Here is a 14,406-nt window from a genome sequence, read left to right as displayed (position 1 = left end):
CTCAGGCACCCTTTTGATTTTTATTTAACTTTAATCTGTACTGGCCGAGCGCCGTGCCTGGGTCAGTCGGTTGGCTAAATGAAGAATATCGTCATCACTGAAGATATCCTCAAGATTGCGGCTTAGTTTACGACGCCAGTTTGGATACTCATCAAATGTACCGGGGATGTTAACGGGTTTATCCATTTGTAGCCAATCTTCAAGCTGCAGGCTCAATAATGCACTGGAACCCGTTGCCATATGTGTTTGAAGGCCGAAGTTCAGCGCCTGATTCATGCCGGTATAATTCACATCATGGCCGACATCTTCGCCAACGGAATGATGGCCGTGCAGTGAGTTAAGAATTTCCTGCTTATCCTCGTGACGACTGGTATACAACGTTTCCAGAATTTCGTCTGTAGGATAAAGCCCAAGAGACTTACCCAGCTCCAAATCAAGACAATGCCAGTAACCAATTAACGTTGGCATATCGTGCGTGGTCAGTGTAGACATAGATTGCACGGGGTAATGAGAAGGTGAGAAGAATCCGCCATCTTCGGCCTGTTCAAAGAAGAATACCCGGTAAGAATAAATGCCGTTGTCGGCAAGTTTGCCACGGATTTCTTCAGGCACAGTGCCTAAATCCTCACCAATTACCAGGCTTTTGTTGCGGTGGCTTTCCAGTGCCAGAATGCCCAGTAAATCATCTACCGGATAATAAACATAGCCACCGTCACGGGCATGATCACCTTTAGGTACCCACCATAACCTCAATAAAGCCATGACATGATCGATGCGCAAGGCGCCTGCCGATGCCATATTTGAAGAGAATAAATCGACAATAGGCTGATAGGCCTGCTCATAAAGGCGTTTGGGATCCATTGGCGGCAGTCCCCAGTTCTGACCCAGCGGCCCCAGTACGTCAGGCGGAGCCCCGACACTGGCATCAACACAATACAAATCTTTATTGCCCCAAATCTCTGCGCTGCCTTCACTTACGCCCACTGCAAGGTCGCGATACAACCCGATAGTCATACCCGCATTCACTGCAACCTGGTTAGCTTCTTCCAGTTGCAACGCAGCCTGCCATTGAAGAAACTGATAAAATTGTACACGCTGTTTGTTTTTCCTCGCGAACTTTGCCACTTCCGGTTTGTGGTATTCTTTAAACTTATCGGGGAACACAGGCCAGCCCCAGGAGGGTTCGCCCAGATCTTTGAGATGCTCTTGCATAACATCATAGACCGCCAGCATATCCAGACTTTCGCCACCTTGTGACACAAATTCAGCGAACGCCTCACGTTGTGGCGTTTTTGAGGCCAGATACGTTTTCTGGTAAACCTCAAACAACGCGGTCAGTACTTTCAGTTTAAGCTCAGCTACACCGGCATAATCGACATATTCCTTACGTCTTACCAGATCAAGTTTCTCGCAAAAATCAGGTGCATTCACCAAAGCCTGAACATCGGGATGGTCATATCCTTCCAGCCTGGTTACATCGAGATACAGATAATTGAGCCAGCGACGCGAAGACGGTCCATACGGACTGCATGCGCCCGGATTAGCAGGATAAAGCGCGTGAATCGGATTCAGGCCGATAAAATCAGCCCCGGTATCGGCTGCATCTTTTACCAGGCGTGACAAATCTGAAAAATCACCAATTCCCCAGTTATTCTCACTTCTCACACAATAAAGCTGCACACTAAGGCCCCAGGCCTTTTTGCCCTTAGCGACCTGTTCAGGCATGTAACAGGCATCAGGCGCCATAATTATACGCATCTGCCCTACCGGCTCATCGTCTCCTTCTACCAACAATTGCAACGCGTGATATCCATCCTCCAGAGCATGGTCAAAGGCAACGGCATATTCCTGATATTCCACTTCATCGATTTCAGCCACGTTAATTAACTGCGTGTCTACCGGCACCAAATCCTGGCTGAACTGTTTGCCCGACTCAGTGGTCAAAAGCAACGTATAGGAGTCATTAACCAGTTCTATTGGTAATCGCACAGTAAAATGAATACGTTGAGACTGACGAAGTACCTGAACGGGATCTAAGACGGACTGCCAGTATGCAGCGGTGTCGTGTTTTACCTGCTCTAATACCGCCGCTTCATTTTCTGTTTCATATCCCAGTGCATGTAACAGCTTAGCTTTGCTGCTATCGGCAATTGTTGCGGGTTTTCCCCATGCATCTACATAATTGGATTCGATGCCCCGCATCTCTACCAGTTTCTGCAAAACTTGATTCGACATTGTTTCGTATTCCTGTATCTGGCGGTTCTAGCGCGTAAGTGATGAAAAAAGTATATACGACGCTTTCCTACAAACTATTAACATTATTGTTTAAACCGGTGGTGTAGCGAAAGTGAATACGATTGCATAGATTACATTTCGTAATTTTGCAACATTTTACCTTTTTCTTTTGCTTAGTATGCCATTTTGATCCATACTTTACGTAATTTTATTTCAAACCATTAAAAGTAGAGGTACGTCATGACAGTACGCATCGGTATCAACGGTTTCGGCCGAATCGGCCGCCTGGTTATGCGCGCAGCCGCAATGCGCGATGATATTGAAGTTGTAGCAATCAACGACCTGCTTGATACAGATTACATTGCATATCTGCTTAAGTATGATTCAACCCACGGTATATTCGATGGCAGTATCAGTGTTGATAATAATCAGCTAGTGGTAAATGGTAAAACCATTCGAGTTACTTCTGAAAAAGATCCGGCTGACCTGGCCTGGGGCGAGGTAGATGTTGATGTAGTTGTTGAGTCCACAGGTCTTTTCCTGACTAAAGAAACAGCGCAAAAGCACATTGATGCCGGCGCTAAAAAAGTGGTTATGTCAGCACCGTCTAAAGATGACACCCCGATGTTCGTAATGGGCGTTAATCATGCCAGCTATGAAGGTCAGACCATTGTTTCGAATGCATCATGCACGACAAACTGCCTGGCGCCGCTGGCTAAAGTACTAAACGATAAGTTTGGTATTGTAGATGGTCTGATGACCACTGTTCACGCAACAACAGCAACGCAAAAGACCGTTGATGGTCCATCAATGAAGGATTGGCGCGGCGGCCGCGGTGCCGGTCAGAACATCATACCTTCATCAACGGGTGCAGCGAAGGCGGTTGGTAAGGTTATTCCGGCACTAAACGGCAAATTGACCGGTATGGCTTTCAGAATTCCTACGCCTAACGTTTCTGTGGTCGATTTAACGGTGAATCTTGAAAAAGCAACCAGCTATGACGCAATTTGTCAGGCGATGAAAGAGGCCTCGGAAGGTGAACTTAAAGGCATTCTTGGTTACACCGAAGATGCCGTCGTTTCAAATGACTTCCTGGGCGATGCGCGTACTTCAGTATTTGATGCTGATGCTGGTATTGCACTGACCGATACATTCGTAAAAGTTGTAGCATGGTATGACAACGAATGGGGTTATTCAAACAAGGTACTGGATCTGGTACAGCATATCAGCAAATAACTGTTTAAAAATCAGATGCATTAGGTTGCATGAGCTAAATGCGAAAAAGGTGCGATTTAATCGCACCTTTTTTATTGGAATCCGTATAGTATTGTCCGTAAATGTAAAATAGTGTTTTAAACAGGATTTAACTATGAGCATCGCCAGCAGTATCAAAGTAGACGAATCTTCAGGTATTACTTACCTGAATATAGAAAATGATTTCGCCTGCGCCCAGGTGAGTTTATACGGTGGACATGTGCTCTCGTACGTTCCTAAAAAAGATAACAAAGAACGCCTTTGGTTAAGCCCTCACGCCGTTAAAACCGGTGAAAAGCCCATCCGGGGCGGCATTCCGGTTTGCTGGCCCTGGTTTAGCGACGACCACGGCAGAGAGAAAGGCGAATTACCGTCACATGGTTTCTTACGTTCTCAGGTCTGGAAACTCACCAGTAGTCAAGACACATCTGAAGGCACTGAAATTGTTATTACGCCTTCATTTACCCGCGCCGACGGCTTTGAATATGATTGTGATGTCAGCCTGACAGTGTTCGTCGGAGAAACGTTAACGGTGACATTGCAGACCGTGAATAAAGGACTGGTACCCTTTACATTTAATACCGCGCTCCACACCTACTTTGAAGTTGAAAATATTGCCAATGTACAGCTGGAAGGCTTAATTGGCGACTACAAGGATAAAACTAATAACTGGGCCATCAAATCTACACCGGCAGATTATAAAATCGAGCAGGAAACTGACCGGATTCATCTTGATGCCGCCAAATCTGTTATTATTAATGAAAATGGTGACGCTTTGACCCGGGTTAATTCTTCAGGACATGACTCAATAGTAGTCTGGAATCCGTGGCAGGGGGCAGCATCGATATCTGACATGGATGCGTTCGGCTACAAACAGATGATCTGTGTAGAAACAGCGTGCACGCAAGGGTATTCCTTATCTCCTGAAGAACGCCACACTCTGACGCAGATTATACATCCTGTTTAAACATTCAGGCTATCCTGCAGCAATGTTTCTCTGCTGCAGGATATAATTATTAAATTTGTTCATTTTTTTAAAAAAACTTAGCCTTTTTTCTGATTTTCCTGCGTATAAGTTTTGCTTCAGGCATTACAAACATATTTATAATTATGTAGGGAAACTCTCTGTGAACACTAAAATAAAATTACTCGCACTCGCCGCTCTCTTTACTGCCTCTTTTACCTCCCATGCATCTGAAAAGGCAGTCCATGGAACGTATGTTCCGGTTAAAGGTACCGTTGAAACATTCGAAGTTTCGGATCCCACTCTGGGTGAAGCTCCCGAGCAGCTGGGCAGATACAAAATTTATCTGGTAAACAGTGCATGGAGAAGTATGAGCGCAGAAGAACGAAAATCAACCAGATATCTTATCAAAGTCGAAGGACTGGTAGCAGGAAAAATCGACCTGGCTACCCTGCTCGTATCACACAAACTATTGGACGATGATCACCGCTATACATTGCGTTCAGAAAACGACTTTTTTATTCCCCAGTCAGGCGACCTATACTGCTCTACCGGAACCCCGTTAGTCATTCAGGAGCAGATAAATCTTGTTAAGGGTACTGGCCAGTATTCGAATCTGAGCGAGGGCACCATTATGCTAAATGGCGTAATCAACAACTGCCCGGGAGAATCGGATTTTGGTAAAAATGTTTTAGAAATTATTCCTTTCCAAGGCTCTGTTACTTTTGAATAATATAAAAAAACCGCCTGGGTATTATCCAGGCGGCTTTTATCATCAGTTCTGTTTACACATCCCTACGCGTGACTATTTGCCCCTTCAACAGCAGCTTTAGCCAGTTCAGTAATACGATCCCAGTCCCCTGCCTCAATGGCGTCATCAGGTGCCACCCAGGAACCACCTACGCAGGCAACATTCTTAAGCGCAAGATAATCTTTATAGTTATCGAGGCTTATGCCACCAGTTGGACAGAATGTAACGTCCGGGAAAGGGCCGCTGATAGATTTGATGGCTTTAACACCACCCGACGCCTCTGCCGGGAAAAATTTCATATGCGTATAGCCAGCATCTTTACCTTTCATCAAATCAGATGTAGAAGAAATTCCAGGAATCAGAGGAATGCTGCATGCCTGACCAGCTTTCAGTAAGTCTGCGGTCATACCCGGGCTGATAGCGAATTTGGCACCAGCGTCTATCACTTCTTTAAGTTGCTGCGCATTGGTTACTGTACCAGCACCAATAAGCGCATCAGGGACTTCCTGTGCGATGCGCTTTATGACATCAAGAGCAGCAGGTGTACGCAATGTCACTTCCAGTACTTTTATTCCACCGGCCATCAATGCTTTTGCCAGTGGTACGGCTTTCTCTGCGTCCTTGATTACCAGTACAGGAACCACCGGACCGGATGCAAAAATGTCCGCCGGGGTAAGAGTCCAATTTGTTGTCATAATTCACTCGCAATATGTTGTTGTAGATATGCCGCCGCCCCTAACAGACCGTGGTCTGGCTCTGCTATCAGATAGGTGGGGATATTTTTGACGTAATGTTTCATCTGACCTTTTGCTTCAAAGCGGGCACGAAAATCGCTGTCCTGAATGAAATCAGCGAAGCGGCTGGCAATACCGCCACCAATAAAAACACCGCCCGATGTCGCCATATTTAATGCCAGATTCCCGGCAAAGCTTCCCATGATCCGGCAAAATTGCGTCAATGCAGATTCACAGATATCACAGGTACCCGCCAATGCTTTTTCGGTTACCTGTGCCGGGTCAGTAATGCTTGCCTGAACCCCCTTCTGCGCGGCCAGGGCATTGTAAATGTTCAGGATACCGCGACCTGACATCACCTCTTCAGCTGAGGCGCGACCATGCATTTGCTGCAAATGTCGCCAGATGACGATATCTGTTTCATCAACTGGTGCAAAATCCACATGACCACCCTCACCATCAAGTGTCTGCCAGCCAGCAGCAGTCATTGTGATGTGTTCAACACCCAGCCCTGTGCCTGGGCCAAAAACGGCAATATTACCGTTTTCTACCGCAGTGCCCTCGCCTATCTGAATAACCTGTTCATCAGATAGACCGGGAAGCGAATGCGCCACGGCAGTAAAATCGTTAATCACGTAAAGACTGGTCAGTCTGAGCTGTTGCCGAAGTGCCTTTTGGGAGAACGCCCAACTATGGTTGGTCATCTCTACCTGATCACCCAGCACAGGACATGCAATGGCAATGCACCCATCACTGAACTGATAGTCGCTGTAATCGTTGAAATATGCCTGAATGGCCAGGTCAATGCTGGCAAAATCCTGACACATGTATTTTTCGATATCTGTGACGCCCGCTTCTGTCACCCTGGCGAGGCGGATATTAGTCCCCCCGACATCGGCAACGAATTTTTCACTCATAGCGCCTGCTCCTGCGTATAGAACAGCGAACATGCTCCTTCTTCGGCGCCCGTCATTACAGAACGCATACCGGCGAACAGCTCGCGCCCCATCCCTTCATGGTGATTGGCCAGGTCTGCTTTGGCAGGTTCACGTGCATCCAGCTCGCCCTGTTCAACGCACAGTGTTAACTCACCAGTCTGGGTGTTCAGCTCTACCATATCGCCATTCTGCACTTTCGCCAGCAGACCACCGTTAAAGGCTTCTGGTGTGACGTGGATAGCTGCCGGCACTTTACCTGAAGCGCCAGACATACGTCCGTCAGTCACTAACGCGACTTTGTAGCCACGGTCCTGTAATACACCCAGTGGTGGTGTAAGACGATGCAGTTCCGGCATACCGATAGCTGAAGGTCCCTGGAAACGAACAACAACAATACAGTCTTTATTCAGATCACCATCGCGGAAGGCCTCATCCAGTTCAAACTGATCTTCAAATACCACAGCAGGTGCTTTGATGTGGCAGTGCGGATTACGCAGCGCCGAGGTTTTAATCACTGCGCGCCCCAGATTTCCTTCAAGTACGCTAAGGCCACCGTCAGGCTTAAATGGTTCTTTAACAGAAGAAAGCACCTCTTTGTCTGCTGACGTGCCGGCGCCATCGCGCCATACCAGCTCACCGTCTTCAAGACGCGGCTCCTGCGTGTAGCGCTCAAGACCACGACCACAAATGGTATTTACATCATTATGAAGCAGACCGTTGTCTAACAGTTCCTTGAACAATACAGCCATACCCCCGGCAGCAACGAAGTGATTGATGTCTGCTGAACCGTTCGGATAAATACGGGTAAGTAACGGCACTGCGTTTGAGATTTCAGAAAAATCATCCCAGGTGATAATGACACCCGCTGCACGCGCAACCGCTACCAGGTGCATCGTATGGTTGGTAGAGCCACCAGTAGCAAGTAAAGCAACCAGACCGTTTACAATGGCTTTTTCATCTACGATGTGACCTATTGGCATGTAATCGTCGCCCAGGTCAGTCAGTCGTGTTGCCTGGACGGCTGCAGCTTTCGTCAGCGCATCACGTAATGGCGTGCCCGGATTGACAAACGATGAACCTGGCAGGTGCAGACCCATTGTTTCAACAACAAGCTGATTAGAGTTGGCAGTACCGTAGAAGGTACAGGTACCCGCAGAATGATAAGACTGTGACTCAGCTTCAAGCAGCTCCTCACGGCCAACCTTGCCTTCTGCAAACTGCTGACGAACGCGGGCTTTGTCTTTATTCGGCAACCCGGATGGCATAGGGCCGGCAGGCACGAAAATGGTCGGAAGATGACCAAATGCCAGTGAGCCCAACAACAATCCGGGTACGATTTTGTCGCAAATACCCAGCATCATTGCTGAATCAAACATGTTGTGAGACAGTGCTACCGCCGTTGATTTAGCAATAACATCGCGGCTCATCAGGCTTAAATCCATGCCGGGATTGCCCTGAGTGACACCATCACACATCGCGGGTACACCGCCGGCAAACTGCGCAACACTGCCAACTTCCTTAACCGCATCTTTGATAATTGTAGGGTAAGTTTCGTAGGGCTGGTGTGCCGACAACATATCATTATAGGCTGACACAATAGCAACGTTAGCTTTAGTCATGCTACGAAGATCTGATTTTTCTGTTGCTCCGCAAGCAGCAAACCCATGCGCCAAATTACCGCAAGAAAGCTCACCGCGGTGTGGACCCTGGCGACGCGCTTTTTCAATTTTTTCCAGATACGCCTTACGCGTGGGCTTACTACGCTCGATAATGCGTTGGGTGATATCTGCGATTTGGTTATTCATAACGTTCTCCTACGGTGCCCACATCAGTGTAACAGGCGCCCGGTTTACAACGGCTGTAACCGGCTTTTGAATTTCGGTGTCGTTTTCCAGTGCGTCCAGCAATACGGCCTTTTTCTTATCCCCGGTGAGGTGGATAAAGATATTCCGGCTGTGAAGCAGTGCAGGTAATGTCAGTGAAATACGCTGATGTGGTGCAGTGGTCGGTTTAACGGCAATACAAATTTTGCCGCTGGACATATTGAGTCCGTCTTCAACTTGCTCTGAACAGGGGAAGAGCGAGGCTGTATGCCCATCTTCACCCATACCAAGAATCAAGGCGTCAAAAGGCTGTGCCATGCTGGAGATGCGCGACTCGACTTCTGCAATCGCGCTGTTGGCATCTTCATCATCAGTCAGGGGAGAAACAAAATGCGCCTGGCTGGCTTTGTTTCGCAACAGGTGCTCTTTCACCAACCTGGTATTGCTGGCGTCATCATCTTCACTTACCCAACGCTCGTCAGCTAAAGTGATATCTACCTTAGACCAGTCGATATCCGCCTGGCTCAGGGTCTGAAATAATCCCACAGGTGTTCTGCCACCGCTGACTACCAGACTAGCGCGACCACGCGTGTTGATACCCTCTTCCAGGATCGATACTAACGTAGCGGCAAATGACGATGTCAGTGCATCGGGTGATTCGAAATGTTGTTGTGTCAGTGCCATGTTATCTCTTCTTCGTTAGTTTACTTTCATACCAGCTGCGATTTTCACGGGCCAACAGACCAATGGATGCAACAGGTCCCCAGGTACCTGCCTGATAAGGCTCTGGCGGCTCGGCAGTGTGATTCCAGGCATCGAGAATAGAATCAACCCAGTTCCATGCCTGTTCAACTTCATCACGACGAACAAACAACGCCTGGTTACCCAGCATGACTTCTAACAGAAGCTTTTCGTAGGCATCAGGAATACGCTCCTCAGAAAACGCCTCAGAGAAACTTAAATCCAGCTTTGACTTTTGCAAGTCCATCGAGCCGGAACTGGTCAGCCCCGGTACCTTGTTCATAACGGTGATTTCAACACCTTCGTCAGGTTGCAGACGGATAACAAGCTTGTTAGGTGGCAGGCTATTAAAGCTGTCGCCGAATAAGTTATGCGGCTGACGTTTGAAATAGATTACAACCTCGGATACCTTGGTTGGCATCCGCTTACCGGTGCGCAGATAAAAAGGAACACCTGCCCAGCGCCAGTTATCTATCTCAGCTTTGATCGCAACAAATGTTTCTGTTTTGCTGCGCGTATTTGCATCTTCTTCTTCAAGATACCCTGGTACTTCTTCGCCTTTTACAAAGCCGGCGGTGTACTGGCCACGCACAGTAACATCGTTGATGTTCGATACATCTATAGGACGCAACGCTTTTAAGACTTTAAGCTTTTCATCACGAATGCTGTCAGCGTCTAGTGTCGCAGGTGGCTCCATGGCAACCAGGCTAAGAATCTGTAATAAGTGATTCTGTACCATGTCACGCATCTGGCCGGCATCATCAAAATAGCCCCAGCGCCCTTCGATGCCTACCGATTCAGCTACGCTGATTTGAACGTGATCGATACAATTATGGTCCCAGTTAGTCGCGAAAATACTGTTAGCAAAGCGCAGTGCAATCAGATTCAGAACCGTCTCTTTGCCCAGATAATGGTCGATTCGGTAGATTTGCGATTCGTTGAAGTATTCTGAAACCTGATCATTGATGACTTTGGAGGAGTCCAGGTCGTGGCCGATAGGCTTTTCAAGAACGACCCTGACACTACTATCAATAATGTTACAGCCGTGCAGGCCGCGGCAGATATCACCGTAAATAGCCGGAGGCGTGGCCAGATAACAGACCATAACCCGGTCTGGATCGACCACATTGTCGAATGCCTTATAGCTGTTGATATCTTTCATATCAACACAGATATAATCCAGACGTTCGCACAAGCGCGCCCAGGTTTCTTCGCACATTGCCTTATCGCTGAATTTTTCGATATTAGATTTTACTTCAGCAATATAGTCTTCTTTAGACATATCCTGACGGGCAACACCTATAATGGTGGTATCCGGATGAATAAGCTCAGCTTTTTCCAGCTGATAAAGCGAAGGCAGCAGTTTACGCCGCGACAAGTCCCCCATTGTGCCAAAAAGCACAAAATCACAGGGTTCAAAAGAATTATCCATTACCATATTGTCGACCTTTTTATGATAGCGGGAACATCCTACTTCCAGGCAAATATTTCAGACGTTCCACCGATGGTATTGCGCATAGTTAACATCAAATGTAGTAAAATTACAACTTCTACCCATTTCGGAGTTGTGTAGTTATTCATTTTACCTGATAAACAGCCGCGTTACCCGGTTGTTAAAAAATTACATTCCTCTTGTCACAGCCTGCACATCAAGTAGTATAGGCCCATACAAAAGGGACTGACTCTTATTTTAAGTGCTTACGCCGTATGAATATTCTCGAGAAAATCACGCAAAGCAAATCTGCTTTCAGTAAATCAGAAAAAAAAGTGGCAGATGTTATCCTTGCCAATCCGCAAACTGCGATACATTCAAGTATTGCAACACTGGCAAAGATGTCCGATGTCAGCGAGCCGACCGTGAATCGTTTTTGTCGTCGCCTCGATACCAAAGGCTTTCCTGATTTCAAATTACATCTGGCGCAAAGCCTTGCAAATGGCACGCCGTATGTAAACCGTCATGTTGATGAAAGCGACGGTCCGCAGGAATACACCAATAAAATTTTTGAATCTACGATGGCTTCACTTGAAGTTGCGCGTCAGTCTATAGACGTAAACGTAGTTAATCGTGTTGTGGATTTGCTAACCCAGGCACAAAAGATATCTTTCTTTGGTTTAGGCGCTTCTGCCTCCGTAGCCCATGATGCGCTGAACAAATTCTTCCGGTTTAATGTGCCGGTCGTTTACTTTGAAGACATCCTGATGCAGCGAATGAGTTGTATGAATTGTAATGACGGTGATGTGGTTGTCTTGTTCTCTCATACAGGCAGAACAAAGAACCTTGTAGAGATCGCGCAAATTGCAAGGAATAACGATGCTACCGTTGTGGGAATCACATCTGCAGATAGCCCGCTGGCAAATGAGTGTAGCTATGTGCTGTCACTCGAGGTACCTGAGGATACGGATATGTATATGCCCATGGCCTCACGCATTGCTCAGTTGACACTGGTTGACGTACTGGCCACTGGCTTTACACTGCGCAGGGGGAATAAATTCCGTGAAAACCTGAAACGTGTTAAAGATACATTGCGCAACTCCCGTTACGAGAAACGCGACTAATAGTCTTATCCTTAGCGCCCGCCTGGTCGGGCGCATCCGCTATGTATTTTATCTGTCTTCTGCTTCACCCCTGCCCCGCTCACGAATGTGATCTATTATTAAACACTGACTGAATGAATAATGAGCTTCACTGGTATGTTCAGTAGCTATTTACACTTTGCAGCATTCACAATAACGTCAAATTCACATATTATTCTGTAATAAAATTACGAAAAGTGATTACAATGTAGCGACATTTCTATGGTGTTGCGTTACGATCACCCTGTCTTTTTCATTTTAAGCAACGAAGCGACCGAATATTATGAGCAGAAGAACAAAAATCCTTGCCACTTTGGGCCCTGCAACTGACTCAATTGAAAAAATTGAAGCCATCATCAAGGCAGGGGCAAATGTCGTCCGCATGAATTTCTCTCACGGTCAGGCAGAAGACCACATTGAGCGAGCGAAGCGCGTCAGAGAAGCTGCCTCTAACCTGAAGAAGTATGTCGCTATCCTGGGCGACCTTCAGGGGCCGAAAATTCGGGTGGCCCGCTTTAAGGACGGCGCGGTAGAGCTTACTGTGGGTGATGCATTCACGCTTGATGCCGAGCTGGACCGTGATTCCGGTGATAAGCAGTCTGTTGGCATAGACTACAAAGCATTACCGGACGACGTTACCGACGGTGATATCCTGTTGCTTGACGACGGCCGCATTCAACTTAAAGTGACAAAGGTAGAAGGCCGTAAAGTTCACACCGAAGTGACGGTAGGTGGCAAGCTGTCGAACAATAAGGGCATTAACCGTCAGGGCGGTGGTTTGTCTGCAGAAGCGCTTACAGACAAAGATAAAGAGGATATTAAAACCGCTGCTAAAATTGGTGTCGACTACCTTGCAGTATCGTTTCCACGAAGTGGCGCTGATTTAAATTACGCCAGAGAGTTGGCTCAGCAAGCTGGCTGCCATGCTCAAATATGCGCCAAGGTTGAGCGCGCTGAAGCCGTTGCAAGCGATGAAGCCATTGACGACATAATTACAGCATCTGACGCCGTAATGGTTGCAAGGGGTGACCTGGGCGTAGAAATTGGCGATGCAGAACTTGTCGGAAAGCAGAAAAAACTGATTGCCCGCTCACGCCAGCTAAACAAAGTTGTTATTACCGCTACCCAGATGATGGAGTCGATGATCAACAGCCCTATGCCTACACGTGCAGAGGTAATGGATGTGGCTAACGCAGTGCTTGATGGCACCGATGCAGTGATGCTGTCAGCAGAAACCGCGGCGGGTAATTTTCCGGTCGAAACCGTTCAGGCGATGGCGCGGGTTTGTGAAGGTGCTGAAACCCACCCCAGTGTAAAATTGTCCAAACATCGCATGGACGATGTATTTTCTACTGTAAGCGAGACCATTGCATTGTCGGCAGTTTACGCGGCAAATCATTTGCCAAGCATCCGCGCGATTATTGCACTGACAGAAAGCGGCAATACACCTAAACTAATGTCGCGCATGACGACTACATTACCTATCGTAGCGTTGTCCCGTCATCAGGACACCCTGAACATGATGGCACTTTATCGCGGTGTTAAGCCGGTTTATTTTGACTCGCGGGACAGTGAGCCAGGTAAACTTAAAAATGATGTCATGGAAGCACTGAAAGCTATTGGCCAGATTGCTCCGGGCGATACAGTAGTAATGACCTACGGCGATGAAATGGAAAAAATCGGCGCCACGAACGCTATGAAGATAGTTAAAGTCGATTAAAAACCAACACGTACCCGTATGGGAAAGCCGGCATCAAGAGTGCCGGCTTTTTTTTAGTTCCAGTGAGAGAAGTATTCGCTACTTTCACGCCCGGGGGCCTGCGGTGTGTCCATACTCGGCGTCCCCAAATAGAGAAACCCTACCACTTCGTCTTCTTCAGACAGTCCGAGTTGTGATTTCACATATTCACACTGTGCATAAGCGCCGGTGCGCCAGATACCATTGAATCCCTGTGCAATTGCAGCCATTTGCATCGCCATGACTGCACAGGATGCTGATGCAATTTGTTCTACCCGTGGGACTTTCGCATGTTCGGTATACTTTGCAATCGCAATAATAATCATCGGTGCTCTGAGTGGAAGCTGTGGCGCGCGGTCAATTTCTTTTTGTGATTTATCATTCTGAATAGCGGACTGCTCGAAAATACTTCCCAGCTTATCGCGCCCCTCGCCTTCACAAACGATGAACTCCCAGGGTGTTAGTGCGGCATGGTCCGGAGCTCTTAACGCGGCTTGCTTGATATTCTCAAGCTCTTCTCCTGATGGTGCAGGTTCACTTAATCGTGGCTGTGAGCGACGTGTCAGCAGAAGTGACAAAGCATCCATAGACAACTCCCGTTTTTTTAATAATCTGTAGCCTGTATCCTACGAGCACCGATATAAAAAGACCAAT

The 14,406-nt window shown here is 47.4% G+C and carries 12 protein-coding genes; 5 read left to right on the top strand and 7 right to left on the bottom strand.

What is annotated here, in order from left to right; genetic code table 11:
* Window positions 1-30 precede the first annotated feature (30 nt).
* On the bottom strand, window positions 31-2,235 hold the full coding sequence (gene malQ / locus FBQ74_RS07545) for a 4-alpha-glucanotransferase (RefSeq protein WP_139756094.1): 2,205 nt from the start codon (window positions 2,233-2,235) through the stop codon (window positions 31-33).
* Window positions 2,236-2,475: 240 nt separating this feature from the next.
* On the opposite strand from malQ, the gene gap reads away from it, so the two are divergent.
* From gap to FBQ74_RS07530, 3 genes are all read left to right on the top strand, one after another.
* Window positions 2,476-3,471, top strand: coding sequence for a type I glyceraldehyde-3-phosphate dehydrogenase (gene gap / locus FBQ74_RS07540; protein ID WP_139756093.1), 996 nt, complete (start codon window positions 2,476-2,478; stop codon window positions 3,469-3,471).
* A 133-nt stretch (window positions 3,472-3,604) separates the two neighbouring features.
* On the top strand, window positions 3,605-4,456 hold the full coding sequence (locus tag FBQ74_RS07535) for a D-hexose-6-phosphate mutarotase (RefSeq protein WP_139756092.1): 852 nt from the start codon (window positions 3,605-3,607) through the stop codon (window positions 4,454-4,456).
* Between the two features lie 160 nt (window positions 4,457-4,616).
* Window positions 4,617-5,186, top strand: coding sequence for a hypothetical protein (locus tag FBQ74_RS07530; RefSeq protein ID WP_139756091.1), 570 nt, complete (start codon window positions 4,617-4,619; stop codon window positions 5,184-5,186).
* A gap of 62 nt (window positions 5,187-5,248) precedes the next feature.
* Here the strand turns inward: FBQ74_RS07530 and FBQ74_RS07525 are convergent, their stop codons facing one another.
* Genes FBQ74_RS07525 through zwf form a run of 5 tightly spaced genes read right to left on the bottom strand, consistent with a single transcriptional unit; the run spans window position 5,249 to window position 10,878 of the window.
* Entirely contained in the window at window positions 5,249-5,899 is a 651-nt protein-coding gene (locus FBQ74_RS07525) for a bifunctional 4-hydroxy-2-oxoglutarate aldolase/2-dehydro-3-deoxy-phosphogluconate aldolase (protein ID WP_139756090.1), read from the bottom strand.
* Window positions 5,896-6,855 carry a glucokinase gene (locus tag FBQ74_RS07520; RefSeq protein WP_139756089.1) on the bottom strand — a complete coding sequence of 320 codons (960 nt, stop codon included), beginning with the start codon at window positions 6,853-6,855 and terminating at the stop codon, window positions 5,896-5,898. Before FBQ74_RS07520 ends, FBQ74_RS07525 begins: the two co-directional genes overlap by 4 nt.
* Window positions 6,852-8,681: a phosphogluconate dehydratase gene (gene edd / locus FBQ74_RS07515; RefSeq protein WP_139756088.1), complete on the bottom strand. Its 1,830-nt coding sequence runs from the start codon at window positions 8,679-8,681 to the stop codon at window positions 6,852-6,854. Before edd ends, FBQ74_RS07520 begins: the two co-directional genes overlap by 4 nt.
* Before the next feature lie 9 nt (window positions 8,682-8,690).
* On the bottom strand, window positions 8,691-9,383 hold the full coding sequence (gene pgl / locus FBQ74_RS07510; RefSeq protein WP_139756087.1) for a 6-phosphogluconolactonase: 693 nt from the start codon (window positions 9,381-9,383) through the stop codon (window positions 8,691-8,693).
* A 1-nt stretch (window position 9,384) separates the two neighbouring features.
* Window positions 9,385-10,878, bottom strand: a complete 1,494-nt coding sequence (gene zwf, locus FBQ74_RS07505; RefSeq protein ID WP_139756086.1) for a glucose-6-phosphate dehydrogenase — start codon at window positions 10,876-10,878, stop codon at window positions 9,385-9,387.
* Window positions 10,879-11,147: 269 nt separating this feature from the next.
* Here zwf and FBQ74_RS07500 point away from each other — a divergent pair, with 269 nt between their 5' ends.
* On the top strand, window positions 11,148-11,996 hold the full coding sequence (locus tag FBQ74_RS07500; RefSeq protein ID WP_139756085.1) for a MurR/RpiR family transcriptional regulator: 849 nt from the start codon (window positions 11,148-11,150) through the stop codon (window positions 11,994-11,996).
* Window positions 11,997-12,297: 301 nt separating this feature from the next.
* A complete protein-coding gene (gene pyk, locus FBQ74_RS07495; protein ID WP_139756084.1) occupies window positions 12,298-13,734 on the top strand; it encodes a pyruvate kinase in 1,437 nt (478 codons plus the stop codon).
* A 53-nt stretch (window positions 13,735-13,787) separates the two neighbouring features.
* Here the strand turns inward: pyk and FBQ74_RS07490 are convergent, their stop codons facing one another.
* Window positions 13,788-14,339, bottom strand: coding sequence for an NAD(P)H nitroreductase (locus tag FBQ74_RS07490; RefSeq protein ID WP_139756083.1), 552 nt, complete (start codon window positions 14,337-14,339; stop codon window positions 13,788-13,790).
* Window positions 14,340-14,406 lie beyond the last annotated feature (67 nt).

The sequence above is a fragment of the Salinimonas iocasae genome (assembly GCF_006228385.1).
Taxonomy (GTDB): Bacteria; Pseudomonadota; Gammaproteobacteria; order Enterobacterales; family Alteromonadaceae; genus Alteromonas; species Alteromonas iocasae.
The sequence above is the reverse complement of the archived record's forward strand: the minus strand, read 5'-3'. Positions and strand labels throughout refer to the sequence as shown.

Coding starts and splice junctions, on each gene's coding strand:
- malQ (WP_139756094.1), bottom strand. CDS start 2,235: ATGTCGAATCAAGTTTTGCAGAAACTGGTAGAGATGCGGGGCATCGAA.
- gap (WP_139756093.1), top strand. CDS start 2,476: ATGACAGTACGCATCGGTATCAACGGTTTCGGCCGAATCGGCCGCCTG.
- FBQ74_RS07535 (WP_139756092.1), top strand. CDS start 3,605: ATGAGCATCGCCAGCAGTATCAAAGTAGACGAATCTTCAGGTATTACT.
- FBQ74_RS07525 (WP_139756090.1), bottom strand. CDS start 5,899: ATGACAACAAATTGGACTCTTACCCCGGCGGACATTTTTGCATCCGGT.
- FBQ74_RS07520 (WP_139756089.1), bottom strand. CDS start 6,855: ATGAGTGAAAAATTCGTTGCCGATGTCGGGGGGACTAATATCCGCCTC.
- edd (WP_139756088.1), bottom strand. CDS start 8,681: ATGAATAACCAAATCGCAGATATCACCCAACGCATTATCGAGCGTAGT.
- pgl (WP_139756087.1), bottom strand. CDS start 9,383: ATGGCACTGACACAACAACATTTCGAATCACCCGATGCACTGACATCG.
- zwf (WP_139756086.1), bottom strand. CDS start 10,878: ATGGTAATGGATAATTCTTTTGAACCCTGTGATTTTGTGCTTTTTGGC.
- FBQ74_RS07500 (WP_139756085.1), top strand. CDS start 11,148: ATGAATATTCTCGAGAAAATCACGCAAAGCAAATCTGCTTTCAGTAAA.
- pyk (WP_139756084.1), top strand. CDS start 12,298: ATGAGCAGAAGAACAAAAATCCTTGCCACTTTGGGCCCTGCAACTGAC.
- FBQ74_RS07490 (WP_139756083.1), bottom strand. CDS start 14,339: ATGGATGCTTTGTCACTTCTGCTGACACGTCGCTCACAGCCACGATTA.